This is a genomic window from Halomonas sp. A3H3, from assembly GCF_000982975.1.
In the GTDB taxonomy this organism is placed as follows: Bacteria; Pseudomonadota; Gammaproteobacteria; order Pseudomonadales; family Halomonadaceae; genus Vreelandella; species Vreelandella titanicae.
In genome coordinates, this window is the sequence record NZ_HG423343.1 from 122,415 (window position 1) to 146,561 (window position 24,147).

Annotated in this window: 23 protein-coding genes; 16 read left to right on the forward strand and 7 right to left on the reverse strand. The window is 56.6% G+C overall.

The genetic code is table 11. The annotated features are described in order from the left end of the window. Positions 1 to 184: 184 nt before the first annotated feature. Complete coding sequence (locus HALA3H3_RS00490; protein ID WP_022520424.1) at positions 185 to 2,419, reverse strand: NADP-dependent isocitrate dehydrogenase; 2,235 nt, start codon at positions 2,417 to 2,419, stop codon at positions 185 to 187. Between the two features lie 175 nt (positions 2,420 to 2,594). On the opposite strand from HALA3H3_RS00490, the gene HALA3H3_RS00495 reads away from it, so the two are divergent. The 9 genes from HALA3H3_RS00495 to HALA3H3_RS00535 all read left to right on the forward strand — a co-directional run bounded on the left by HALA3H3_RS00495 (position 2,595) and on the right by HALA3H3_RS00535 (position 11,656). After that, positions 2,595 to 3,230 (forward strand): pseudouridine synthase, encoded by a 636-nt coding sequence (locus HALA3H3_RS00495; RefSeq protein ID WP_022520425.1) that lies wholly within the window; start codon positions 2,595 to 2,597, stop codon positions 3,228 to 3,230. Then, positions 3,230 to 3,670: an NUDIX domain-containing protein gene (locus HALA3H3_RS00500; RefSeq protein ID WP_022520426.1), complete on the forward strand. Its 441-nt coding sequence runs from the start codon at positions 3,230 to 3,232 to the stop codon at positions 3,668 to 3,670. Before HALA3H3_RS00495 ends, HALA3H3_RS00500 begins: the two co-directional genes overlap by 1 nt. 82 nt (positions 3,671 to 3,752) lie before the next feature. Then, positions 3,753 to 4,940 (forward strand): tRNA 2-thiouridine(34) synthase MnmA, encoded by a 1,188-nt coding sequence (gene mnmA, locus HALA3H3_RS00505; RefSeq protein ID WP_027959683.1) that lies wholly within the window; start codon positions 3,753 to 3,755, stop codon positions 4,938 to 4,940. Then, complete coding sequence (gene hflD / locus HALA3H3_RS00510; protein WP_022520428.1) at positions 4,937 to 5,575, forward strand: high frequency lysogenization protein HflD; 639 nt, start codon at positions 4,937 to 4,939, stop codon at positions 5,573 to 5,575. The genes mnmA and hflD overlap by 4 nt, the downstream gene beginning before the upstream one ends. An 83-nt stretch (positions 5,576 to 5,658) precedes the next feature. Continuing rightward, positions 5,659 to 7,044 (forward strand): adenylosuccinate lyase, encoded by a 1,386-nt coding sequence (purB, locus tag HALA3H3_RS00515; RefSeq protein WP_022520429.1) that lies wholly within the window; start codon positions 5,659 to 5,661, stop codon positions 7,042 to 7,044. Between the two features lie 63 nt (positions 7,045 to 7,107). Beyond that, on the forward strand, positions 7,108 to 8,298 hold the full coding sequence (locus HALA3H3_RS00520) for a cupin domain-containing protein (protein WP_022520430.1): 1,191 nt from the start codon (positions 7,108 to 7,110) through the stop codon (positions 8,296 to 8,298). A 143-nt stretch (positions 8,299 to 8,441) separates the two neighbouring features. Next, the gene (locus HALA3H3_RS00525) at positions 8,442 to 8,867 is read left to right on the forward strand and encodes a GNAT family N-acetyltransferase (RefSeq protein ID WP_022520431.1); all 426 of its coding nucleotides are present in this window, start codon (positions 8,442 to 8,444) and stop codon (positions 8,865 to 8,867) included. 400 nt (positions 8,868 to 9,267) lie between these two features. Beyond that, entirely contained in the window at positions 9,268 to 10,866 is a 1,599-nt protein-coding gene (locus tag HALA3H3_RS00530; RefSeq protein ID WP_022520433.1) for an isocitrate lyase, read from the forward strand. A gap of 319 nt (positions 10,867 to 11,185) precedes the next feature. Next, positions 11,186 to 11,656, forward strand: a complete 471-nt coding sequence (locus HALA3H3_RS00535) for an outer membrane lipoprotein (RefSeq protein WP_022520434.1) — start codon at positions 11,186 to 11,188, stop codon at positions 11,654 to 11,656. An 86-nt stretch (positions 11,657 to 11,742) separates the two neighbouring features. Here HALA3H3_RS00535 and HALA3H3_RS00540 read toward each other — a convergent pair whose 3' ends face one another. Beyond that, positions 11,743 to 12,024, reverse strand: coding sequence for a hypothetical protein (locus tag HALA3H3_RS00540; RefSeq protein ID WP_022520435.1), 282 nt, complete (start codon positions 12,022 to 12,024; stop codon positions 11,743 to 11,745). Positions 12,025 to 12,200: 176 nt separating this feature from the next. On the opposite strand from HALA3H3_RS00540, the gene HALA3H3_RS00545 reads away from it, so the two are divergent. Continuing rightward, positions 12,201 to 12,683 (forward strand): FKBP-type peptidyl-prolyl cis-trans isomerase, encoded by a 483-nt coding sequence (locus tag HALA3H3_RS00545; protein ID WP_022520436.1) that lies wholly within the window; start codon positions 12,201 to 12,203, stop codon positions 12,681 to 12,683. A 58-nt stretch (positions 12,684 to 12,741) separates the two neighbouring features. Here the strand turns inward: HALA3H3_RS00545 and nikR are convergent, their stop codons facing one another. Beyond that, the gene (gene nikR, locus HALA3H3_RS00550; RefSeq protein ID WP_022520437.1) at positions 12,742 to 13,155 is read right to left on the reverse strand and encodes a nickel-responsive transcriptional regulator NikR; all 414 of its coding nucleotides are present in this window, start codon (positions 13,153 to 13,155) and stop codon (positions 12,742 to 12,744) included. Positions 13,156 to 13,262: 107 nt separating this feature from the next. Here nikR and HALA3H3_RS00555 point away from each other — a divergent pair, with 107 nt between their 5' ends. The 5 genes from HALA3H3_RS00555 (at position 13,263) to HALA3H3_RS00575 (ending at position 18,115) form a co-directional block, all read left to right on the forward strand. Continuing rightward, positions 13,263 to 14,852 carry an ABC transporter substrate-binding protein gene (locus HALA3H3_RS00555; protein ID WP_022520438.1) on the forward strand — a complete coding sequence of 530 codons (1,590 nt, stop codon included), beginning with the start codon at positions 13,263 to 13,265 and terminating at the stop codon, positions 14,850 to 14,852. Then, positions 14,843 to 15,823, forward strand: coding sequence for an ABC transporter permease (locus HALA3H3_RS00560; protein ID WP_022520439.1), 981 nt, complete (start codon positions 14,843 to 14,845; stop codon positions 15,821 to 15,823). The genes HALA3H3_RS00555 and HALA3H3_RS00560 overlap by 10 nt, the downstream gene beginning before the upstream one ends. Beyond that, positions 15,820 to 16,620, forward strand: coding sequence for an ABC transporter permease (locus HALA3H3_RS00565; protein WP_009287317.1), 801 nt, complete (start codon positions 15,820 to 15,822; stop codon positions 16,618 to 16,620). Before HALA3H3_RS00560 ends, HALA3H3_RS00565 begins: the two co-directional genes overlap by 4 nt. A gap of 63 nt (positions 16,621 to 16,683) precedes the next feature. Further along, positions 16,684 to 17,508 carry an ATP-binding cassette domain-containing protein gene (locus tag HALA3H3_RS00570; protein ID WP_022520440.1) on the forward strand — a complete coding sequence of 275 codons (825 nt, stop codon included), beginning with the start codon at positions 16,684 to 16,686 and terminating at the stop codon, positions 17,506 to 17,508. Further along, positions 17,501 to 18,115 (forward strand): ABC transporter ATP-binding protein, encoded by a 615-nt coding sequence (locus tag HALA3H3_RS00575; protein ID WP_022520441.1) that lies wholly within the window; start codon positions 17,501 to 17,503, stop codon positions 18,113 to 18,115. Before HALA3H3_RS00570 ends, HALA3H3_RS00575 begins: the two co-directional genes overlap by 8 nt. A 177-nt stretch (positions 18,116 to 18,292) precedes the next feature. Here the strand turns inward: HALA3H3_RS00575 and HALA3H3_RS00580 are convergent, their stop codons facing one another. From HALA3H3_RS00580 to HALA3H3_RS00595, 4 genes are all read right to left on the reverse strand, one after another. Then, positions 18,293 to 19,483, reverse strand: coding sequence for an MFS transporter (locus HALA3H3_RS00580; RefSeq protein ID WP_022520442.1), 1,191 nt, complete (start codon positions 19,481 to 19,483; stop codon positions 18,293 to 18,295). Between the two features lie 27 nt (positions 19,484 to 19,510). Further along, positions 19,511 to 20,143: a C40 family peptidase gene (locus tag HALA3H3_RS00585; RefSeq protein ID WP_009287315.1), complete on the reverse strand. Its 633-nt coding sequence runs from the start codon at positions 20,141 to 20,143 to the stop codon at positions 19,511 to 19,513. 95 nt (positions 20,144 to 20,238) lie between these two features. Further along, positions 20,239 to 22,716 carry a DUF1266 domain-containing protein gene (locus HALA3H3_RS00590; RefSeq protein WP_022520443.1) on the reverse strand — a complete coding sequence of 826 codons (2,478 nt, stop codon included), beginning with the start codon at positions 22,714 to 22,716 and terminating at the stop codon, positions 20,239 to 20,241. Between the two features lie 165 nt (positions 22,717 to 22,881). After that, the gene (locus HALA3H3_RS00595; RefSeq protein WP_008958536.1) at positions 22,882 to 23,124 is read right to left on the reverse strand and encodes a GlsB/YeaQ/YmgE family stress response membrane protein; all 243 of its coding nucleotides are present in this window, start codon (positions 23,122 to 23,124) and stop codon (positions 22,882 to 22,884) included. Positions 23,125 to 23,262: 138 nt separating this feature from the next. Here HALA3H3_RS00595 and HALA3H3_RS00600 point away from each other — a divergent pair, with 138 nt between their 5' ends. Further along, entirely contained in the window at positions 23,263 to 24,132 is an 870-nt protein-coding gene (locus HALA3H3_RS00600) for a D-hexose-6-phosphate mutarotase (protein WP_022520444.1), read from the forward strand. The last annotated feature ends 15 nt before the right edge of the window (positions 24,133 to 24,147 follow it).

Sequence of the window (24,147 nt, forward strand, 5' to 3'; positions counted from 1 at the left end):
GTAGCCTCTTAACTACTATAATTTCTTAACTACTATAGCTTATTAGCCTAAACGTAAGACGCTTTCGATCAGCAAGGGTTCATGGAAAACTTAAAATATTACAGAGCGCAATAGCGAGTGCAATGCAAAACCCCCGCCCGCCAAGCGGACGGGGGTCATTCAGCCTAATCACAGGCGGTCTCTATTAGCCTTTTGCGACCATGGCAAGCGTTTCGTTGAGAGTCTGGCTGGGGCGCATCACCTTAGCCGTCAGCTCGTGATCCGGGTGGAAGTAGCCACCAATATCCGCAGGCTGGCCCTGAACGCTGTTCAATTCATCGACAATGGTCGCTTCTTTGGCCGTTAGCGCGTCAGCCAGGCGTCCGAACAGCGTCTGCATTTCGCTATCTTCGCTCTGCTCTGCCAACGCTTCAGCCCAGTATAGCGCCAAATAAAAGTGGCTGCCGCGATTGTCCAGCTCACCCACTTTGCGCGACGGCGACTTGTTGCTATCCAGGAACTTGCCGTTCGCCTGATCGAGCGCTTTGGCCAGCATTTTTGCCCGAGCGTTATCGAAGGTGCTGCCCAGGTGTTCAAGGGATGCCGCCAGGGCCAAAAACTCGCCCAGCGAGTCCCAGCGCAGATGGTTCTCTTCCAGCAACTGCTGAACGTGCTTGGGAGCAGAGCCGCCAGCGCCGGTCTCAAACAAGCCACCGCCATTCATCAATGGTACGATTGAGAGCATCTTGGCGCTGGTGCCGAGCTCCATAATCGGGAACAGGTCAGTCAGATAGTCGCGCAGTACGTTACCAGTGACGGAGATAGTGTCTTCGCCCTTGCGGATACGCTCCAGAGAGAAGCGCATGGCCTCTTCTGGCGTCATGATACGAATATCCAGGCCAGTGGTATCGTGCTCTTTTAAGTAGCTCTCGACTTTCTTGATCAGTTGAGCATCGTGGGCGCGCTGGGCGTCCAGCCAGAAGATAGCCGGCGTTCCGCTTTCGCGGGCACGATTAACCGCCAACTTCACCCAATCGCGAACCGGGGCATCCTTGGTCTGGCACATCCGCCAAATGTCGCCCTGCTCAACGCTGTGCTCAAGCACTACATTGCCGCTGGCATCGGTGACGCGTACGGTACCGTCGGTAGGAATCTGGAAGGTCTTATCGTGGGAGCCGTATTCTTCGGCTTTCTGGGCCATCAAGCCTACGTTGGGTACGCTGCCCATAGTCGTCGGATCAAAGGCACCGTGCTGTTTGCAATCATCGATGACCGTTTGATAGATACCGGCGTAGCAACGATCAGGAATGACGGCTTTGACGTCGTGCAGTTGGTCGTCGGCGCCCCACATTTTACCGGAATCGCGGATCATCGCCGGCATGGAAGCATCGATAATCACATCGCTGGGCACGTGCAGGTTGGTGATCCCTTTATGGGAGTTCACCATCGCCAAACGCGGGCGCTCGGCATAAAGTGCTTGAATCTCATCCTCAATCTGGGTCTGACGCTCTTCCGGCAGTGACTTAATGGCCGAATAGAGATCGCCGATACCGTTATTGGGGTCGAAGCCCGCCTGCTGGAGGTCATCTGCGTGCTTACTCAGCACGTCCTGATAAAACTCGCTGACCACCATACCGAACATAATCGGGTCAGAGACCTTCATCATGGTCGCTTTAAGGTGCAGCGAGAACAGCACGTCTTTGGCTTTTGCGTCAGCGACTTCGTCGGCCACAAAACGACGCAGCGCGTTACGGCTCATGACCGCAGCGTCGACGACTTCGCCTTCCAGTACCGAGGTTTTCTGCTTGAGCACCGTGGTGCTGCCGTCTTTAGCGACCAGCTCGATCTTGAGATCGGTGGCTTTTTCAATCAGCGCGGACTTCTCGCTGCCGTAGAAATCGCCTCCACTCATATGCGCCACATGGGACTTGGAGTCGCTGCTCCACTCACCCATGCGGTGGGGATATTTACGGGCGTAATTCTTGACCGACAGCGGAGCGCGGCGATCCGAGTTACCTTCACGCAACACCGGGTTAACGGCGCTGCCTTTAGTTTTGTCGTAGCGCGCCTGAATGTCTTTCTCTTCATCGCTTTGGGGCGCTTCAGGGTAGTCAGGAAGTTTGTAACCCTGCTGCTGCAACTCTTTAATCACCGCCTTTAGCTGAGGCAGAGAGGCGCTAATGTTGGGCAATTTGATAATATTAGCTTCTGGGGTCTTGGTCAGTTCGCCAAGCTCCGCCAGGTGATCGCCGATCCGTTGCTCTTCGCTCAGATAGTCAGGGAACTGAGCAATGATGCGAGCGGCCAGGGAAATATCGCGGGTCTCTACCTGAATGCCGGCAGAATCGGTAAAGGCATCGATAATCGGCAGTAGGGAGTGCGTCGCGAGCGCGGGCGCTTCGTCAGTGAGCGTATAGATGATCTTCGGCGTTTTGGTCATTTTTGCGTTAACCTCTCTCTTTTCGCTGCGATGGCAAGAAATCTTGAGCGGAGCGCGAGCTCAACGATGGGCGCCCCATCAGGTAGCCGGAGTATACCAGCGCTGCCCGCCGTGCGCATTGTCGACATACCTATTCCTGAGAGCGAATAGAAAGTAAAAGGGGCAACGAGAAGTCATGAGCAACCTTTATTTACTGCATAAGCCTTTCCAGGTACTGAGCCAATTCAGCGACCGTGAGGGGCGGCAAACCCTGGCGCATTATGTCGATGTGAAAGATATTTACCCCGCAGGACGGCTTGACTACGACTCTGAAGGCCTACTGCTGCTCAGCGATGATGGCGAGCTGATTCACCGCATTTCTCATCCGCGCCATAAGCAGCCCAAAACCTACTGGGCCCAGGTGGAAGGGCAAATCGATGACACGGCATTGAAGGCATTGCGCCAAGGCATTGCGCTGAAGGATGGCCCAACGCAGCCAGCCAAGGCGCACAGAATAGATCCGCCTACGACCGCACCACGCCACCCTCCCATCGACCCCAAACGCCACCCCTCGACTAGCTGGCTGGAGCTAACCATAAGCGAAGGCCGTAACCGCCAGATTCGCCGTATGACGGCCCATGTCGGTTACCCCACCCTGCGCTTGATTCGCGTAGCGATCGGCCCCTGGCGGCTGGATGGTTTGGCGCCCGGCGAATGGCGCAAAGAAACCCTACACGCGCCCAGACCGACGAATACGCCTCCAAGTCAGCGACGAATAGCTCCGCGAAAAGATCAGCGTAGGCGGCCCACCACAAAACGCAGGAACCCCTGATGAGCCTTATTCGCAGCACGGCTGCCTGCGTCATCCAGCAGGGCGAGCGCTTTTTGATGGTAGAAGAGCAGCGTGGCGGCCCGCAGAGTGTGTTTAACCAGCCCGCTGGGCATATTGAACCCGGCGAAGGCCCCATAGCAGCCATTCTGCGCGAGGTACTGGAAGAGACTGCTTGGCAGGTATCGCTCACCGGATATCTGGGTTTATACGTATTTCATACCGACGAAGAGCAAACGTTTCACAGCCACGGCTTTATTGCCGCACCGCTTCATCAACTCGACCTCCCCCTCGACCCGGATATCTTCGCCACCCACTGGCTTACCATTGAGCAAATACGGTCGTTAGATCAGCAGGCGCGCCTACGCAGCCCGCTGGTACTCAAACGTATCGAGGATGCACTCAGCGAGCCTGGCTATCCCCTGTCGGTGATTCGCGAGTGAAGCACTCGAAGCCATTACCCCCCATCGTGTATAATCCTCGCCCAACTGCACACTGCTTATTTGCACCCTACTTCAACTGAGGATGCCCATGTCATCCACTGAACCAACTACGCCAGGCTCATCCACCACTGAGTCATCCGCCACAGCCGCTAATGGCAAAGTGATTGTCGGTATGTCCGGCGGCGTCGACTCGTCCGTTTCGGCCCTTCTCCTCATGCAACAAGGCTATGAGGTCGAAGGCCTGTTTATGAAAAACTGGGATGAAGACGACGGAACCGAATATTGCACGGCCAAAGAGGATCTCGCCGACGCCGAGGCGGTCTGCGCCAAACTGGGCATTAAACTGCACACCGCTAACTTTGCCGCCGAGTATTGGGATAATGTATTCGAGCACTTTTTAGCCGAATACAAAGCGGGCCGCACGCCCAACCCGGATATTCTGTGTAACCGGGAGATCAAATTTAAGGTCTTCCTTGAGTACGCTGAAATGCTCGGAGCCGACAAAATCGCCACCGGGCACTATGTTCGTAAAGGGCATGTTAGCCAAGGCGATGGCGATGTTCGCCCGCGCCTGCTGAAAGGCCTGGATAGCAATAAAGATCAAAGCTACTTCCTGCATGCAGTGCCAGAAGCCGCCATTGCCCGTACTCTGTTCCCCGTAGGTGAGCTGGAAAAGCCCGCCGTACGCGCGCTTGCAGAACAGCACGATTTGATCACCGCTAAGAAAAAAGACTCCACCGGCATCTGCTTTATCGGCGAGCGCCGGTTTCGCGATTTCCTCCAGCAGTACCTGCCCGCCCAGCCCGGTACCATTGAAACGCCGGATGGCGATGTCATCGGCAAACATATGGGGCTGATGTACTACACCCTGGGCCAGCGCCAGGGTCTAGGCATTGGCGGGCTTGCCAACTACTCCGAAGACCCTTGGTACGTGGCGGCAAAAGATCTTGATCGCAATGTACTGATCGCGGTGCAGGGTAAGCATGACCAGTTGCTCTACTCCGATACCTTGGTCACAGAGGCCATGGATTGGGTGGCGGGTGAGCCGCCGGTTCAGCAGGGGCGCTTTACCGCCAAGACGCGCTATCGGCAAAGCGACTGCGGCTGTGAAATGCGCGCGCTGCCCGACGGTGGCGTTGAGGTCACGTTTGACGACCCGCAGTGGGCGGTCACCCCTGGCCAGTCGTTGGTGCTTTACGATGGCGACATATGCTTGGGCGGCGGCGTTATTCGCGCTACCTGGAAGAAAGCCGCGGAGGCTGCTGCATGAATCCTACCCCGATTCATCGCGCCCCCGATTCTCCGGCAGTCCGCCAAGCACTTGCCCTTGCTGGCGTCTTTCAAGCCGCCAGCCTGGTCGATGAGCTGGCTCGCACCGGGCAGGTCGACACCCGCGCCTGGGAAACGCTGATTGAGGCCACTGTGGATACTAGCCCGGAAAGCTTCGAGGCGATTTATGGCGGGCACCCCAATAATCTGCGCCGCGGCCTGGATACCTTAGAAGCCCTGGTGGGGCGTAAGCAGGCGAACCCGGTGGTGTTGCGCTACGGTTTTTCGCTGCTGATGCTAATGAATAAGCTGCGTACCAATAACGACATGATGGATTCACTGGGCCAAAAATTAACCCGCATTCAGGGTCAAGCCGAGCACTTTGGCACTACCCATGAAAACGTGGTGGCCAGTCTTGGGGAAGCGTACCAAGAGACGATATCCACCTTTAAAACCCGCATTGTGGTGCAAGGGGATCCATCACTGCTGCAGAGCCGCATGATGCCTGAGCGTGTACGCGCTTGCTTAATGGCGGGGATTCGCTTTGGATTATTGTGGCACCAGCAAGGCGGGCGCCGCTGGAAACTGGTATTCCAGCGTAAAGCGCTACGCCGGGCACTGGATAGCCTCGACTAGACGGCTACTCTGTTCTCGATCGACGTCTTTTCAATTAACTTGCTCTCGACTAATTTTCTTTCGAACCTCCTGGAAACGATGCCATGCAACTCTCCGCTTTGACCGCCCTCTCCCCCGTCGACGGCCGCTACGCCTCTAAAGCCGCCGCCCTGCGCGAACACTTCAGTGAATTCGGCCTTATTCGCGCCCGTGTGATTGTGGAGGTTCGCTGGCTACAGCGCCTGGCTGAGCATGCTCAGATTACCGAGGTACCGCGCTTATCTGCTGAGGCTACCGCGTTCCTTGAGCAATTGATTCGTGAGTTTTCTATCGGGGATGCCGAACGCATCAAAGAGATCGAGCGCACCACCAATCACGACGTCAAAGCGGTTGAGTACTTCCTAAAAGAGAAGATTGCAGGCCAAACCGAGCTGCATGCGGTCACCGAATTTATTCACTTTGCCTGCACCAGCGAAGATATCAACAACCTCTCTTACGGCGTAATGCTCAGCGACGGCCTGAACGCCATGCTGCCCACCATGCACGAGGTTGCCGATGACATTGCCAAGCTAGCCATTGCCCACGCCGCCCAGCCGATGCTGTCGCGTACTCACGGTCAAACCGCCACCCCGACCACGCTGGGCAAAGAGATGGCCAACGTGGCGTACCGCCTTAAGCGTCAGCTGAAGCAGATCGAAGCGGTGGAAGTGCTCGGCAAAATCAATGGCGCTGTGGGCAACTATAACGCCCACCTGACCACCTACCCGGAGATCGATTGGGAAGCCAATGCCCGCACCTTTGTGGAAGGCTTAGGGCTGACTTTTAACCCTTACACTACCCAGATCGAGCCCCACGACTATATCGCCGAACTGTTTGACGCCATTTGCCGCTTCAATACGATCCTGATCGACTTCGATCGCGACGTTTGGGGCTATATCTCACTGGGCTACTTTAAGCAGCGCACGGTTGAGGGCGAAATTGGCTCCTCGACCATGCCACATAAAGTTAACCCGATTGATTTTGAAAACTCCGAGGGCAACCTGGGCCTGGCCAACGCTGTGCTTAGCCACCTTGCGCAAAAGCTGCCGATCTCCCGCTGGCAGCGCGACCTGACTGACTCCACCGTGCTGCGTAACCTTGGCGTAGGCTTGGCATATGGGTTGATTGCTTACCACGCCAGCCTCAAAGGCATCAGCAAGCTTGAAGCCAACCCTGAGCGTTTAGATGCTGATCTGGATAACAGCTGGGAAGTGCTCGCCGAGCCGATTCAAACGGTGATGCGCCGTTACGGTATTGAAAAGCCCTATGAAAAACTCAAGCAACTGACTCGTGGCAAACGTATTGACCAAGCAGGCTTTGCGGCGTTTATTGATACCCTTGAACTGCCCAGCGAGGTCAAAACCGAATTGAAGGCGCTCTCACCGGCCAACTATATTGGTAATGCCCAGGCGCAAGCCGAAGCACTGACACATCAGCTAAACTCTCTGTAACCCATTTGTTGTGACCAACTTGCTGTGACCAACGTTGCTGCGACCACTACACCAGGACACGCCATGAACCATCACGATAAGCCGCTAACACTGCTGGGCGATCTTACCGCTGCAGACTTTCTGGCCAATTATTGGCAGCAAAAGCCGCTGCTGATTCGTGGCGCCATGCCCGACTTCATCAGCCCGATTGAAGCCGATGAACTGGCTGGACTCGCCTGCGAGCCTGGCGTAGAAGCGCGTTTGGTTGAAGAGGAGGGCCCGGATGGCCCTTGGCAGGTCTCCCACGGCCCCTTCGATGAAGCCACTTTTGAACGGCTCCCGGAAAAAAACTGGAGCCTTCTGGTGCAAGCGGTTGACCACTATGTTCCATCGGTGGCTGCGCTAATGAATGAGTTTGACTTCCTACCTCGTTGGCGGCTCGATGACGTGATGATCAGCTACGCACCTCCTGGCGGAAATGTGGGTGCGCACATCGATCAGTACGATGTCTTTTTACTCCAGGCCAGCGGCCACCGCCGCTGGCAGCTGGGCGGCAAGCTCACGGAAGATGCGCCGATCATCCAAGGTATCGATCTCCGCATCCTGAAAGAATTCACCGTAGAGCCCGACTCCGACTGGGTGCTTGACCCCGGCGACATGCTTTATCTCCCTCCCGGCTGGGCGCATCACGGCGTTAGCCAAAGCGATGACTGCATGACCATTTCAGTTGGCTTTCGCGCTCCTTCGGCCGATGAGGCGATCACCTCCTACGCCGACTATTTGGGTGAGCAGTTGCCTGCCTCTCAGCGTTACAGCGATGCGGGCATGGCGCCTGCTCAGCAGGTCGGTGAACTGGACGACGCAGCCGTTGAGCGTATGCGTCAGCTGATTATGTCGACGCTGGATAACCCTACTCAGATTGCCCAGTGGTTTGGCCGGGTGATGACTCAGCCAAAATATGTCGATCAAGTGGTACCGCTTGAAACACCGTTGGACGAAGAGGCGCTTGTTGCTCAACTACAAGAGGGGGAGCCGCTCTACCATATGCCTGGCTCACGCTTTGCCTGGCGTCGCGATGCCAGCGGTACCACGCTATTTGTGGATGGTGACGGCCACGCCTGTTCAACTGAATTAGCCAAACGCCTAGCCGACACCACCCCTCTCTACGCCGAAGACCTTGAGCTTGACGGCGCAACTGCGCTCATCACCCAGTTGGTCAATACCGGCAGCCTCGGCTTTATGAGTGATGAAGGTGATGATGACGAGGAGTACTAAGGAACCTCTTATTAACGTGATGAGCGCAGGCCAGACAAGGCAAAAATCAACGAAAAAACGGAGTTTACGGGGTGTAAATGAGTATTTTGAGGCGATTTTTAACGCAGTATGGCCAAGCGCAATAGTTAATCGGAGGTTTCCTAATGGCGATTACCCACATTAGCACTGGCAGTTGGGAAACGCTGGGCCCAACGGCCAGCGAGATCCGCCGCAAGGTATTTATTGAAGAGCAGAGCGTGCCCCAGGATGAGGAGTGGGATGGCCTGGATCCGGCGTGCCAGCACTTTCTCGCCATGCTTGATCAGCAGCCGGTAGGCACCGCACGACTGCTGCCCGACGGGCATATAGGCCGCGTCGCCGTACTCGCTAATGCCCGCGGCACCGGTATTGGTGTACTGCTGATGCAGGCCGCGATTGAAGCGGCACGCCATGCGGGCCACGCCCAAGTGGCCCTGAGTGCCCAGGTACACGCACTGGCGTTCTATGAGCGTCTAGGCTTTATCGCCCATGGCGATGAGTTTCTGGATGCAGGCATCCCTCATCGAGAAATGACGCTTTCGCTCGATTAACAAGCCCTCTTGATTGATCTCTAGCACTGCCTCGGCAGTGCTTTTTTATGCGCTCTTGCCGCCATCTTGACGAAAAACGACTACACAAACCCTCCCTTCCTCTACCTCCCTGTCGTCGGGTTACAACGGCCTCTGCCCCCAAGTGTCAATTGTTGAAGGCGCCATCCTCGTGGATAGTTATTGCATTGCAGCGTTAAGCGGATTGGGTCAATCCATCAAGCTCAACGCTGTAGCTGAGGTCTCTAGCGTTACTGCTTCCAGCTTTCAAGACGTTTGCATGAGAGACGATTGACCTAGAGACACAATCACGAAAATCAATAATGCTAAATACAACTTCGCAGGTGCAGCATAAGCAAAAGCTGATTTGCGAAACACTATCCAGCCCGAAGAGGATAAGCTCATGACAGGACTGCTCGACGATATCAAAGCCATGGCCCAACTACGCGAAGCTCAAGGCGGCAAGTGGGAAACCATCAAACCTGAGTATGCCGCTCGCATGCGTGCACAGAACCGCTTTCACACTGGCCTGGATATTGCGCGTTACACCGCCAAGATCATGCGCGAAGATATGGCCGCCTATGATGCCGATACCGCCCAGTACACCCAGTCGCTAGGCTGCTGGCACGGCTTCATTGGTCAACAGAAGCTAATCTCGATCAAGAAGCACTTTGGCACCACCAAACGTAGCTACCTCTACCTTTCCGGCTGGATGGTTGCCGCGCTGCGCTCCGAGTTCGGCCCGCTGCCCGACCAGTCGATGCACGAAAAAACCTCCGTCGCGAACCTGATCGAAGAGCTCTATACCTTTCTAAAACAAGCCGATGCCTGGGAGCTTAACCACTTGTTCCGCGCCCTCGATGAAGCCAAAGAGGCTGGCGACAAATCAAAAGAGCAGGAACTGATCGGTAAAATCGATAACTACGAAACTCATATCGTACCGATTATTGCTGATATCGACGCTGGCTTTGGTAATGCAGAAGCCACCTACCTGTTAGCCAAAAAGTTTATTCAAGCGGGCGCCTGCTGCATCCAGTTGGAAAACCAGGTCTCTGATGAGAAGCAGTGTGGTCACCAGGACGGTAAAGTTACTGTGCCCCACGAGGACTTCCTGGCCAAAATCAACGCCGTGCGTTACGCCTTTTTGGAACTCGGCATTGAAGATGGCGTTATCGTTGCGCGTACCGACTCACTCGGCGCGGGCTTGACGCAGAAAATTGCCGTTACCAACGAGCCAGGCGATCTCGGCGACCAGTACAACAGCTTTTTGGACGGCGATGTGATTGAAAACGCCGCCGATATCAACAACGGCGATGTGGTCATCAAGCAGAACGGCAAACTGGTTAAACCCAAGCGCCTCGCTTCGGGCCTCTACCAGTTTAAACCCGGCACCGGCGAAGACCGCGTTATACTGGACTGCATCACCAGCTTGCAAAACGGCGCCGACCTACTGTGGATCGAAACCGAGAAGCCCCACGTTGGCCAGATCGCCAGCATGGTCAACCGCATTCGCCAGGTCGTGCCGGATGCCAAACTGGTCTATAACAACTCTCCGTCGTTCAACTGGACGCTGAACTTCCGCCAGCAGGTGTTCGATGCATGGCAGGAAGAGGGTAAAGACGTTTCGGCTTACCAGCGTGACAAGCTGATGAGCGCAGAGTACGACGATACCGAGCTTGGCCAGCTGGCCGATGAGTGGACACGCAATTTCCAGCGCGACTCGTCTCGCGAAGCGGGCATCTTCCACCACCTGATCACGCTGCCAACTTACCACACGGCTGCCCTGTCCACCGACAACTTAGCGAAAGGCTACTTCGGCGATGAAGGTATGCTGGCTTACGTGAAAGGCGTACAGCGTCAGGAAATTCGCCAAGGGATTGCAACCGTTCGCCACCAGGATATGGCAGGCTCCAATATCGGTGATGACCATAAAGAGTTCTTCCACGGCGATGCCGCGCTCAAAGCCGGTGGCAAAGACAACACCATGAACCAGTTTGGCTAATTTAGCAGGTTTCAACGCCATAGATCACTATGTACCCCTGCAACAGGAGGCCTTCGGGTCTCCTGTTTTTGCTTGGTTATACGTATTTGCACACTGTTTTCTTAATACACTGTTAAACTCTCGGTTAAGCTTTTTTTGGCGACTGCTCTACCAACTTTGATCTTTTTTCATGAACGCTGGTCAAAGCCGTTAGCATCGGCTATCTTTAACGAACACTGTTCTATAACTACATCTACTCTGTGCCTGCCCAGTTATGAGCGCTATATGGATAACAGGCCAATGGATGACAGTTATAAAAATAGACACTCTGGAGGTTTTAATGAAACGTCTTCTTCTACCTGTTGTCGCACTGAGCATTCTCACGCTGGCAGGCTGTGCCAATACGTCTGGTTACTCTGGTGATGTCTATCGCGGCAGCCAAGCCAAAACCGGTCAAAGTGTTACTTACGGCACTATCGTGGCGGTTCGCCCGGTGCAGATCCAAGCGGAAAGCCGTGCCGGCGGCCTTTTAGGTAGCGGCGGTGGCGCGGTTATCGGCGGTCTTCTGGGTAGCCAGGTCGGCGGTGGCTCTGGTCGTCAGTTGGCGACTGTGGCAGGCGCCCTGGGCGGCGCTGTGGCAGGTACGGCCGCTGAAGATGCGACTAACCGCGTTAATGCGCTGGAGATGGAAATTCGTCGCGATGACGGTACCGACGTGGTTGTCGTTCAGCGTGCGGATCGCCAGTTCCAAGCCGGCCAGCGTGTGCGTTTGATTGGCAATGGCGCCAACATGAGCGTGGCACCCTATTAATCGAGAGCGTTAATCTAGCGCTTAAGTATCAAAAAAGCCCGGCCATCAAATGAGAGGATCGGGCTTTTTAGTTTATCGCGAACAGCTTAGTGATGGGTTTTATTCCCAGCCCATTTAGCCAGCGCCATGATTGCCCAGCCAATCAGGGCAAGCAGGATAACGACCAGCAGCATTTCAACCGGTTGCACCAGGGTGGTGGCCCCCAACACTGCCAGCGTAATCACCCATAGATAGCGATTGTCGCCATGGCTTTTCAAAAAATCGGGCAACACCTTATCTAACCCCTCGCTAACGCCGCTATTCCAGCGCTGATAGACAAAATAAGCAATCAGGCAAAAAGCGATAAGCCAAATAATCAAGATCGTCATTACATGCTCCAAAAATGATAGGGCAAAGGAAAAAATGATGGTTGTAGGGTATCCCTGGTCACCCTGACGCGCAATACCGCCGAAAGTGGTGAGTAGGAAAAAGCGTCGCTACCCCCTGACAAGCCAGCGCACACGCGTTACCATATTGGGACATGCACTCACCGAAAGGTTATTCCATGCAAATTGCGCAAAACTCGGTTGTCGCTTTTCACTACACCCTGACCAACGATGCAGGTGAAGTGCTAGACAGTTCCGAAGGCCGTGAGCCGCTTACCTACCTCCACGGCGCTGGTAACATTATTCCGGGTCTTGAAAAAGAGCTGGAAGGTCGTGCAGCAGGCGAGAAGCTGAACGTTGCCGTATCCCCTGAAGAGGGTTATGGCGAGCTGCAAGAGCAGCTGATGCAAGAAGTACCCCGCGACGCGTTCCAGGGCGTTGAAAGCATTGAGCCGGGTATGCAGTTCCAAGCCCAGACTCAAGGCGGTCCTCTGATGGTGACCGTCAAGAAAGTCGAAGGCGATACGGTCGTTGTCGATGGCAACCACCCGCTGGCCGGCCAGCAGCTCAACTTTGATGTTGAGATCGCTGAAGTACGTGAAGCGAGTGCTGAAGAAGTTGAGCACGGCCACGTGCACGGCGAAGGCGGCGTTGAGCACTAAGACGCTCGCGTAACCGCTGCAAAAAGGGCGACCCTATCGGGTTGCCCTTTTTTTATGCTTAAAAAGAAGGTTCTTCGTCAGGTATTAGCACCAACTGGCCATGACGAACGCTGCGCGACGAAGTGACTTCAGCAGCAAATTGTTTGAGCGCCCGCCCCTGACCTTTGAGCAGCGCCACTTCCAGGCAACTGTCATGGTTGATATGTACATGCAGAGTCGAAAGCGTCAGGTCATGATGGTCATGGGAGTGACGCGTTAAACGCTTGGACAGCTCCCGAGCGGCATGATCATAGACATACACCAGCGCGCCCATGCAGGGCGAGTCAGGTGCAGCCTCTTCTCTCGCCTGTTTTAAGCCGCTGCGGGTCAAATCGCGAATCGCCTCTGAGCGGTTTTGATAGCCGCGCTCGCGCATCAACGCATCCACTTCTGCCACCAGCTCCTCATCAAGCGTTACCGTTACACGCTGCATTCACGCCCCCTGTACTGATTAACTTTGCATGCGCTGCCACCACCGGTAGTATGATGTTATTGTAAAAACATCATACTAGTGACGCTAACAGCATAAAGGATAAAGCGATGACTAAACCAACTCGGCCCATCTTACTGGGTATTGCGCTAAGTTGTTTAGTCGTAGCCTCCACTGTGCAGGCAAAAGAACAGCTGGTACTTGCCATTGGCGGCGAACCCGAACAGGGTTTCGACCCACTGCTGGGCTGGGGGCAGTATGGCAATCCACTGTTTCAGTCGACGCTACTTTCACGGGGCAAGGATCTTGCGCCGCAGCCAGAGCTGGCCACTGAGTGGCGGCTTTCTGAAGACCGCCTGACCTGGACACTCACACTCCGCGAGGACGCCCGCTTTGCCGACGGCACGCCGCTGACCGCTGAAGATGTGGCTTATACTTTTAATGCGGCGGCCCAGGCGGGCGGGCGAGCGGATCTTAGCGCGCTTGATGTAGCCACAGCGCTTGATGAGCACACTGTTTCGCTCCGCCTGAAAGCCCCGCGCATTACCTTTATCGACCAGTTGCTGACACTAGGCATTGTGCCCCACGCCGAACGTGACAACGGCTATAGCGAGCAGTATGGCCGCCATCCTCTAGGTTCTGGGCCCTATCAGTTGGTCGAGTGGCAGGAAGGCGAGCAGCTCATTGTGGAACGTAATCCTTACTTCTACGGCCCTACACCTGCTTTTGGACGGCTGGTATTTCTCTTTACCGGTGAAGACACCACACTAAGTGCCGCCCATGCCGGCCAAGTGGATATCGCATCAATTCCTCCTGCCCTGGCGGCCAATGTGCCAGCACATATGCAGCGGGTGATTATGGAGAGTGTCGATAATCGCGGCATTCTGTTTCCCATGCAGCCTGCCAATGGCGAACACGCCGCCTCCGGCGCGCCGATTGGTAACAATGTGACGGCAGATATTGCTATCCGTCAGGCGATCAACCTTGCGGTTGACCGCGATACGCTGGTGGAAGTGGCACTGCACGGTTATGGGCGCTCCGCCTTTGGCCCGGCGGACGGCCTCCCCTGGAGCGATAGCGATGAGCGCCTTGCCGCGCCCGACCTTGACCGGGCGGAGGAGATACTCGACGCCGCAGGCTGGCAGCTACGCGATGATGGCCTGCGCTATAAAGGTGGCCTGCCCGCTAGCTTTCGACTTACCTACCCTTCCAGCGATACCACCCGACAGCTGCTTGCGGAAGTCAGTGCCGAGATGGTTCGTCCACTGGGAATTGAGATACAACCCACCGGCCGTCACTGGGACGAAATCCAGCGCGAAGCACTGCACCAGGATGCCATTATGTTCGGTTTTGGCAGCCATAGCCCCCAGGAAGTTTACTACCTCTTCCACAGTCAGCATGCGGGCAACGGTTTCTACAACAGCGGTTTCTACGCTAATCCAGAGGTCGACGCTCACTTGGACGCCGCCCAGGCGGCGCCTAGCCTTGAGCAAGCCAACCGCGAGTGGCAGGCAGCGCAGTGGGACGGCACCACCGGCTACGGAGTACGCGGCGATAGTAGCTGGGCATGGCTGGTCAATCTTGAGCATGTCTATTTTACCAATACCTGCTTAGATGTCGGAGATCTAGGTGTAGCGCCCCACGGCCATGGCTGGCCGATCACCGCCAACCTGCTTGAGTGGCGCTGGACGTGCGACTAATTGCACCTATCGCCAAGCGCTTGGCTCGCCTGGCGCTGGTATTAATCTGCGTCGCCCTGGTGTCGTATGGGCTTATGATGGCCTCCCCCATTGACCCCGTTGATGCCTACCTAGGCCCACAAATGGCCCAAGTGAGCCCAGAGCAGCGCGCACTGATTGCCCAACGCTGGGGGTTTGATGAGTCAGCTGCCGTTCAGTTTGGCCACTGGCTGCGCCAGTTAGTAAGTGGTGACTTAGGCTGGAGCCACGTATACAACCAGCCGGTCAGTGAGGTAATCGCTCAGCGCTTTCAGCGCTCCATTGCGCTACTCGGCAGTGCCTGGCTGCTCTCTGCGCTGGTGGGGTTTAGCCTCGGTGTTGTGGCGGGTGCCAAAGAGGGCTCCAAGCTGGATAGCATCATCAGCACCTACGCCTTTATTACCGCCTCCACGCCCGCCTTTTGGCTGGCGATACTTGCGGTGCTGCTATTTTCGGTAACCCTGGGGTGGACACCCACCTGCTGCGCAGGCCCCGCCGGGGCGTTAAACCAGGAAGTCACCCTCGCCACACGGTTGCACCATTTACTGCTGCCAGTGGCTACCCTGGCACTGCTGGGCATCGCCAGTATCACCCTGCACACCCGCACCCGCATGCTTGAACTAATGCGCTCAGACGTTGCTACCCACGCCTTTGCTCAGGGCGCCAGCCGTCTTGATGTGGCTTGGCGCCACGGTCTTCGCCACGCCAGTGTACCGGCGATTACGCTAGCGTTTGCCTCACTGGGCGAACTGTTTGGCGGCTCCATTTTAATCGAGCAGGTATTTGCCTACCCCGGCTTAGGTCAAGCCACAGTGGCGGCGGGCCTGCGCAGTGACGTCCCACTGCTGCTGGGCATCGCACTCTTTACCGCCCTGTTTGTCAGCGTCGGCAATATGATCGCCGATAGCCTGTATGGCGTTATTGACCCGCGCATTAAGGCAAGTGGTTTATGAGTCAGGCTCAACCGCGCCTTCGTGCCGCCTTCAGCCTGGGTGTCACCGCCCTGCTGGTCATGGGACTAGTCGCTAGCCAGTGGCTGCTGGGTGATTCACCGCAACAGATGCAGTTTGACGCCCGCCTGGCACCGCCCAGCGTTGACCACTGGTTGGGCACCGACGCGCTGGGCCGTGAACTCTGGGCGCGCACTCTGGCGGGGCTGGCACTAAGCTTCTGGGTGGGCTGCTTGGCGGCGCTACTGAGCACGCTGATTGCCTTGAGCCTGGCAGCGATAGCCACGCTGTCAGCGCGGCTGGATGCGCTGGTGAGTCTGCTGATTGATACGCTGCTTAGCGTGCCTCATTTGATTTTATTAATGCTGATCGCTTTTGCCCTGGGTGGCGGTACCCAGGCAGTGATTATTGCCGTTGCGGTGACCCACTGGCCAAGCCTAGCCCGAGTGTTGCGCGCCGAACTATGGCAGTTACGGCAGGCGCCCTATGTGCGCATCTCCCGCGCTCTAGGTAAATCGCGCTGGTTTGTGCTCCACGGCCACCTGCTCCCCCATCTTATTCCCCACTGCCTGGTCGGCGCGTTACTGCTGTTTCCCCACGCCATTCTCCACGAAGCCGCATTGACCTTTTTGGGCTTTGGCTTAAGCCCCAGCCAGCCCGCTATTGGCGTGTTACTGGCCGACGCCATGCGCTACTTAAGCGGCGGTTACTGGTGGCTGGGAGTATTTCCCGGCTTGGGGCTGTTACTGATGGTACTGGGTTTCGAGCGCCTCTCAAGCCACCTACGCCGTGCGCTTTAGCGCTTTTCAGAAAAATTGGCTGTAAAAACCACTGGCTGTAAAACTATTGATGGGAGGCCTGCCGTGTTAACAATTGATCAATTATCGCTACAGCTACCTCTGTATGCCTCCTGGTGGAAGCGCGACTGGGCAACCTGCCTGGATGAATTTTCACTCACGGTGTTCCCTGGTGAGGTTCATGCGGTGGTAGGCGCCTCCGGTGCCGGAAAAAGCCTATTGGCTTATGCCATTATGGGTTTACTGCCAACACCTGCACGCTTAAACGGCCAGCTTTACTATCAAGGCAAACCGCTTAACGCGTCACGCCAACGCCAGCTTCGCGGCCGTGAGCTGGCACTGATCCCCCAATCGCTAAGCGCCTTAGATCCGCTGGTGCGTACTCAGCGCCAGGTGACCTGGGCAGCCCAGCGCGCAGGCCAGCCATCAGCACATGCTTGGCACGTCTCCCAACAAGCCCTTGATCACTATCAGCTAGATGCCCGTGCACAGCAGGCCTATGCCCATGAGCTATCCGGCGGCATGGCCCGGCGCGTGTTGACGGCCATGGCCCATGTCAGCCAAGCCAAGCTGGTGATTGCCGATGAACCCAGCGTAGGCCTTGACCCCCACCAGCGTCAGCGGGTGCTGGATGCGCTGCGCGAACTGGCCAACCAGGGCAAAAGCGTGATTCTGATTACCCACGACCTGCGCCATGCGCTGCCAATCGCCGACCGCGTCACCATTATGCGTGACGGCAAGCTGGTCGAAACTGCGCCCGCCTGCGCCTTTCAAGGCAGCGGCGCTTCGCTTACCAACGCTTATTCACAGGCATTGTGGCTGGCGCTGCCGGACAACGCTTTTGCAACGACTGCCATAAGCTGGCGTGAACAGGAGGCGCACGTTGCTTAAAGCACGCCAGCTGAGTTTTCACTTTGCCCCCAAGGTACCGCTACTTCAGGACATTTCGCTAACGCTGTGCGCGGGTCAGTGGCTAGGGTTAAGCGGCGACTCGGGGGCGGGTAAATCGACGCTAGGCCAACTGCTGGCGGGCTACTTAGCGCCCCAGGCAGGTGATATCACCCTGGATGGCGAGGCGCTACCGAAAAGCGGTGTGCAGCCTGTGCAATGGCTACCGCAATCGCCGGAGCTAGCGGTGAATCCACGCTGGCGGGTAGGTAAGATACTGCGCGAAGCCTGGACGCCTTCTGACACCCAGTGCCAAGCGTTTGGCGTGAAAGCAAAATGGCTGACGCGCTTCCCTCAGTCGTTATCGGGGGGAGAGCTGCAGCGGGTATGCGTGTTGCGAGCGCTCGCGCCGGGAGTACGCTTTCTCGTCGCCGATGAGATCTCCACCATGCTCGACCCCATTACCCAGGTTGAGCTTTGGCAGGCATTAAAACGAGAGGCCGAACAACGCCAGCTTGGCGTGCTGGTGATTAGCCACGACACCGCCCTACTGGAACGGCTTTGCCCACAGCGCTTGCACTTAAGCGAAGGGCAGCTGAAGCCATGGTAGTTGATGCCAGGGCAGGTTGAAGCGAGGGTCTTTCGACATGGCCGGAAAAATATTCCCGACCATTCCGGCATTTCCGCCATCCCTGGCGGTCAGATGTCGAAAGTAGCGCCCAGGGAGGGGTTCACAGCGCCCTCGCGGAAACCTGCGCTCGGCATCAATGCGTGCAACTGGTGAAGGTTAGCCAACCGCTTGGCGACGCTCAAAGCGCCATAGTCCGAAAGCAATTAGCAGCGTGATACTCAGCAGCAACCACGAACCGACGCTCACGCCCGACCACCCGGCCCAGCGCCAGAACGGCTCCAGCCAGAAGCCGCCCAAACTGGCTCCCACGTAATAAAACACCAGGTAGAGCGCCGAAGCGCTGCCCCGCGCGCCCTGGGCATAGCGCCCTACCCAGCTGGAGGCCAACGAATGGGCCAGGAAAAAGCCAAAGGCATTAACGGTTAAACCGACGATAATCAGCAGCAGCGAATCCGCTAAGGTAATCGCTGTGCCCAGCATTAAAATCATGACCCCCACCATCATGCATGCCGCGGGAGAAAACCGCCCGGCCAGATGCCCGGAAATCATCGAACCGAAGGTGCCGCCGAGATAGGTCAAAAAAATCAGCCCCAGACCACTGGCGGCTAATTGATACGGCGCTGCCGCCAACCGAAAGGTGATATAGCTGTATTGATTGATAAAAATCAGGAAGTTGATACCCCCCAGGCAATAAGCAGCGAGTAGCACCGGGTTACGCAAATGATTGACTAAATCGCTTGCCGCTTTGCGCAGCTCAAAGCGCTGGGGAGTAAAGGCGCGACTATTGGGCAACAGGCGCCAAAACACTCCACAGCCAATTAGCGTCATAATGCCGACCGCTAGAAATGCCGCCGTGGGGCCGCCAATTTCAGCGGCGCCGCCACCGACGATACGCCCACTGATTCCGCCAAGTGAATTAGCGCCAATATAGAGTCCTACAGCGCTTAACAGCGCAGGCTTCTCAAACTCATCGCCCATCCAGGCGATCGCCACCGCTGGCAGCCCGCCCAGCACAAAGCCCTGCACCAGGCGCAAAAACAGCAAGCTTTCAAAGGTGGGGGCGAATGCCAAGGCAATAGAACAGCCGCCTGCAAGCAGCAGAGTAATGCGCATTATGCCTTCGCGACCAATGGCATCCGAGAGTGGCCCAAAGACCAACAGCGCAATGGCTAAGGAGAGAGTTGACACCGACATGAGCAGGCTGACACCTAAGGTCGAGACCTGATAGGTCTCCTTTAACCCCGGCAGCAGCGGCTGTGGTGCGTATAAATTGATAAAAACAAGAAATGAGCCGAGGCAAAGCGCCAAGGTGGCGCGCCACCAGGCGCGCGATTTGGCTTCAATCATGCCGTTCCTAAAACGTGTTCGATCTGGCTACTGGAAAACGCTGCCACCCAGCTGGGCCAGATGCGTTGGCTCCAGCGCGCGACGTGACTGCCAGTAGTAGCGCTGCCAGTAACTATTATTCAGGCTGGAGATAATGACCCCTTTTGAGGTCGAGGCGTGGAGAAAATACCCATCGCCCACGTAGATACCCACATGGTTATAACGACCCGGCGGTCGGAAGAACACCAGATCGCCCGCCTGCAGCTCTTGGCGGTCGATCGGGCGTCCCTCGTGTACTTGACCACGGGTGGAGCGCGGAAGCTCTAAATTAAAGGTGTCACGGTAAACATTGCGAACCAAGGCCGAACAGTCGATGCCTCTTTCTGAGGTGCCGCCAATTCGGTAAGGCGTTCCTGCCCAGCGCTGGTGTTGCGCCATCAGCGCCTCGCGAACCACTGTTGGCGGCGGTACTTGCAAGCTGCGCAAATGCGCATCGATGGGATCAACCGGGGACATTTGCGGGTTCGCCCCCATTCCCGGCAACGTCATTGAAAAGTAATTCTCGGGGGCCTGAATATTGTTTTGTCGCGCTGAACCTGCACAGCCAGCGAACAATGTAACTAAAAAACAGACACTTACGACACGGACAGCGGTCACAGCGGGGCGTGGCGACGCAACCATGCGATTAACCTCGTGACATTAATAAGAGGGCGGTATGACAAAACTCATTTTTTCTAAGCACGACTATAAGCTAATTATCATATGTTTGGCGAGCATCAATGTAATGTGCGCTGATCGCCCGGTAAGGTATCAATATGCAGTGGCGCAAAATGGCGTGGTTTATTGCCTGGAAAATCCAAGCTCACCCATGGGCCAGCCAAAACCGGCGCACCGCATATCCAGGCCACCAGCGCCTGACGAAAACCAGCTAAAAAGCTTTCTCGCTCCGGGGTTTCGCCCATAAAAAACGAGAAGCCTGCGTACATCCCCATGGCGTACTCCTGCCATCCGGCATAGTGATCTGCCGCCAGTTGGTAAGCACGATCCAACACCTTAGCGAAAGCAGCGCTATCCAGCCAGTTTAACTGCCGCGCGGCAATGGCCAAATCGACCAGCTGGGCAATATCCCAGGCCGCCATATCCACCTCATTACAACCATCTTCGTTGTCGCGCACACGACGTAAGCGAAGCAGGTGGTGGCGTTCATCTTCAGCACAGTCGCCGGATTCAAGAATGGCGATCTCAGCGCTTAAGCGCTCAGTATTGAGGGTATAGGGCGCGTAGTTAATCTGATACTCCTGGCGATCCCCCGATTCGAGCATGTAGGTCAAAAACTCCTGCATATCGCCTGCGTTGCTCAAGTGGTAGTGGCTCTCCACCCACTCGCGAATCTCGGCACACTCACGGGCACTCTCAGGCTGGGGCTCACTCCATACCGCACTGTTCAACGGGCCCACCAGCGACATTGCGGTGAAGTGACTTAAGGTGGGGCGGCTACCCGGTTCGCGCCAGGCGTCGTGACGCCAATCCAACCAGTGAAACAGACTGCCAGGATCTTCAATGTGCCAAATAATTTCATTCACCAGCGAGGCGTGCTCAGGCTCGGGCAGACAGCTCTCCCAAGCGAACCAGGCTTCTAACAACCGTTTGGCATTGGGATAAAAACGGCACAGGCAGCTTCGCAGTGCGCTGGCATACTCCATTAACGGCGCGCGATCGAATAAGCCGCTGTCGAGGGACATATGCAGATAGAAGGCGAATTTTTCGGCCATATGGATCGTCGCCGCATGGCGGCTTACCCCTTTAACCGCGTTGCGCTGCTTAAGCTCTTCCGGGGTCGGCTGACCAAACCAGCTTTGCGAGGGGGGCAAAACGCCATGCACGGCGTCGGCCGCCAACTGATTAAGATGGTGCGCCTGAGCGGGTAACCAGTAGCGCGCCAGTGCATGAGCGCCTTCATCGGCATGTAAGCCAAGTGACTCCTGCAAATAGAGCGCCGCATCGGCACGCTGCTCTTCCGGCAGCGCCGCGGAGGGGGCTATCTGGCGCAGCATGGCATCCGGTTCGCGTACGCTGGCCAGCGCCAACAACCAGTGATGGGGCGTATTGCGCCACTGCCGAATGCGCGCTTGGGATGCCTTGCGCGTAGGTTCATCCAATAACTCCCCTGGGAGACATTTCCAGGGGCTATTCCAAGGGCTATGGGCGCTGTGCAGCAATAACTGATGCCGCTCGCTGGGTGTTTTACCCCGCCGGTCAATGCCGTCAAACAGGCTCTGCCCGCGCCCGTACGCATTCAGCACGGCATACCAGTCGTGGTAGCGCCGACTGAGTAAATCAGCGGCGTGCCCCGCTAAGTCATCAGCCTCTTCCTGGCTCAGCAAGCCACAGCAGGCGCCAGCCCAGGCAAGTTCCACAATCCGCAGCCAATCCCAAGCTGCCCACTCCAGGGGCTCGCCTTGAGTGACGAACTTATTCAGCACCGGCGCATAGGGCGAATCTTCCACAACGCTACGCTGCCACTCCATGCGTTGGGCGTTGTCCATACTGAGCAATTCGCGTGCTTCGATATCCCAGCGCTGGCGCTCGCCTTGAGCACCTAGCCAAAGCATCACGCCTATTAGCGCGTCACGGTCATGGACATCCCACACGTGGGCCAGCCACTCGGTGGCCTCGGGCCAGTCGGCTTGTCTGGCGGGATAGACAATAACCGGCCGGAACAGCGCGCATAGCCGCCAGCTCTGCGCTTCAGGTTGCTGGGGCCATAGCGAAGCGGGAGCCGGAAGTTCAGCCAGGGCATTTTCAAGCGTATCCCAGGTAACCCCTTCGCCATCGGTTTCAAGCTTGGCCAGCGCTTGGCAAGCGTCAATAAAACGGTCATCGGCCCCCACTTCCCAGCCCCGCGCGCCTAACGCACGGCGCAGGTCTGCCAGCCAGGCACGTAGGTCGCTGTAATCACTGGTGATGCGGCGAGTTAGGTGATGCGCCCAATGACGGGCTTGATCAGCCTCTAACCAGCCAGCCGCTCCCGCCAACGCGGCCCATTCCAAAGCGCCTAGCAAACGGTCAGCGCTACCTGCGGGAGCCCCCAGCCCGTGGAAGAGCTGTTCGGCCAGCTCGCCTCGATTGGTAATGCCCAGTTGTAGCAGGCGCTGCTCTGCCGCTCCTGCATCGACCGCCAGCGGATGAGGAGTAAACGCCCAATCACACAGCACCAGCTGTTGGGCCCACCAGGCATTTAACACGTCGATCAAGAGGCACCTCGAAAAAGCACAATAACACCAGCAAATAGCCGGAAGTAAAGCTGCCTAGTGTAACGGAAAGTGGTGCGAACACCGATAGCCTTAGGCCTCGGTATGCATAAAACGACACCGCCCGGCAAAAGGCCGGGCGGTGACATACAGGTAGCAACTCAATCGCTACGCTTTTTTAACCTTACTGATTACCCAAAGAAGCACCACGGCACCCACGATCGCGGTGACCAGCGAACCGATAAAGCCACCGGACGAGAGGCCCAGAAGGCTAAACAAAAAACCACCTATAACCGCACCAACGATACCGACACCGATGTTACCCAGGATGCCAAAACCGCCGCCGCGCATGATGTTGCCAGCAATCCAACCAGCCAGGCCACCAATGATTAACCATGCAATAAAGCCCATATAGTCTCCTTACTATCTCGATTACGGGTTGCAGTTACGCGTTTTACCTTAGAGTCACGCTTGTTCTACCATAGCACACAGCGTTAGTGTTCGGCGCCTATTCGGTATCGATGCTTGGCAACTCTTAAAGGAAAATTCATGATCCCCGACTCGCTCAATCAACTGATTAAAAGCACTCAAGGACAGCAAACGACACAGTGGGAAGGCCGCGACGTGGTGCTTTTCAATATGCCTTGGGGCGAGTTGGTGGTTAGTCTCCAGGGCGCTCAAGTGCTGCACTTCTGCCCTGCTGGTGATACCGGCTGGTTATGGCTGACGCCTACGCCCCAGGCGCTGCCAGGCGCTATCCGGGGTGGTATTCCGCTCTGCTGGCCGTGGTTTGCCGACGAGCGCTATTCCGATGAGAGCCCCAACCACAACGGCCCTTTCCATGGCCTTGCACGCCATGCTGAGTGGCGTCTAGACGCTGTTGATGAGCACGCCGAGGGAATTGAGCTCCACCTCTCTCCAGCACAGCCCCTACATACACTGCTTACCGCGCGCCTGGTGGTACAAGCCAACGCCCAGCGCTTGAACGTTGAGCTGATTAGCGAAAACATCGGCGAAACGCCGATTAAAACCAGCGGTGCGCTGCATACCTATTTAGCCGTTGCCGATACCCACCAGTGTCGTCTGGAAGGCCTTTCCGGCGCGCGCTATCTTGACAAACTGCGCGACTTTGCGGAGAGCGAACAGCAAGGCACGTTGGCCGTTCAAGGCGCCGTTGACCGCATTTATCACACCAATGAAGCTGTGCTGCTCAACGATGGTGAGCGCAGCCTGCGCATCGGCAAGCAGTCCAGCGACTCCACGGTAGTGTGGCACCCCAACAACGACCTTCCCAGCGACACGCCCGTCGACGTAGCACGACATTTTATCTGCGTTGAAGCCGCCAATACACGCCTAGACCCAGTCTGGCTAGTGCCTGGCGCCCAGCACCTGTTAGGCACCACCCTCAGCCGCAGTTAATCTTCGGTTCATCAA

Bases quoted from the DNA above. Each gene is read 5' to 3' on its own strand.
- HALA3H3_RS00495 (WP_022520425.1), top strand. From the start codon at position 2,595: ATGAGCAACCTTTATTTACTGCATAAGCCTTTCCAGGTACTGAGCCAA.
- hflD (WP_022520428.1), top strand. From the start codon at position 4,937: ATGAATCCTACCCCGATTCATCGCGCCCCCGATTCTCCGGCAGTCCGC.
- HALA3H3_RS00525 (WP_022520431.1), top strand. From the start codon at position 8,442: ATGGCGATTACCCACATTAGCACTGGCAGTTGGGAAACGCTGGGCCCA.
- HALA3H3_RS00565 (WP_009287317.1), top strand. From the start codon at position 15,820: ATGAGTCAGGCTCAACCGCGCCTTCGTGCCGCCTTCAGCCTGGGTGTC.
- mnmA (WP_027959683.1), top strand. From the start codon at position 3,753: ATGCCCATGTCATCCACTGAACCAACTACGCCAGGCTCATCCACCACT.
- HALA3H3_RS00520 (WP_022520430.1), top strand. From the start codon at position 7,108: ATGAACCATCACGATAAGCCGCTAACACTGCTGGGCGATCTTACCGCT.
- HALA3H3_RS00595 (WP_008958536.1), bottom strand. From the start codon at position 23,124: ATGGGCTTTATTGCATGGTTAATCATTGGTGGCCTGGCTGGTTGGATT.
- HALA3H3_RS00555 (WP_022520438.1), top strand. From the start codon at position 13,263: ATGACTAAACCAACTCGGCCCATCTTACTGGGTATTGCGCTAAGTTGT.
- HALA3H3_RS00600 (WP_022520444.1), top strand. From the start codon at position 23,263: ATGATCCCCGACTCGCTCAATCAACTGATTAAAAGCACTCAAGGACAG.
- HALA3H3_RS00500 (WP_022520426.1), top strand. From the start codon at position 3,230: ATGAGCCTTATTCGCAGCACGGCTGCCTGCGTCATCCAGCAGGGCGAG.
- HALA3H3_RS00580 (WP_022520442.1), bottom strand. From the start codon at position 19,483: ATGATTGAAGCCAAATCGCGCGCCTGGTGGCGCGCCACCTTGGCGCTT.
- HALA3H3_RS00530 (WP_022520433.1), top strand. From the start codon at position 9,268: ATGACAGGACTGCTCGACGATATCAAAGCCATGGCCCAACTACGCGAA.
- HALA3H3_RS00535 (WP_022520434.1), top strand. From the start codon at position 11,186: ATGAAACGTCTTCTTCTACCTGTTGTCGCACTGAGCATTCTCACGCTG.
- HALA3H3_RS00540 (WP_022520435.1), bottom strand. From the start codon at position 12,024: ATGACGATCTTGATTATTTGGCTTATCGCTTTTTGCCTGATTGCTTAT.
- HALA3H3_RS00585 (WP_009287315.1), bottom strand. From the start codon at position 20,143: ATGGTTGCGTCGCCACGCCCCGCTGTGACCGCTGTCCGTGTCGTAAGT.
- HALA3H3_RS00490 (WP_022520424.1), bottom strand. From the start codon at position 2,419: ATGACCAAAACGCCGAAGATCATCTATACGCTCACTGACGAAGCGCCC.
- HALA3H3_RS00545 (WP_022520436.1), top strand. From the start codon at position 12,201: ATGCAAATTGCGCAAAACTCGGTTGTCGCTTTTCACTACACCCTGACC.
- nikR (WP_022520437.1), bottom strand. From the start codon at position 13,155: ATGCAGCGTGTAACGGTAACGCTTGATGAGGAGCTGGTGGCAGAAGTG.
- purB (WP_022520429.1), top strand. From the start codon at position 5,659: ATGCAACTCTCCGCTTTGACCGCCCTCTCCCCCGTCGACGGCCGCTAC.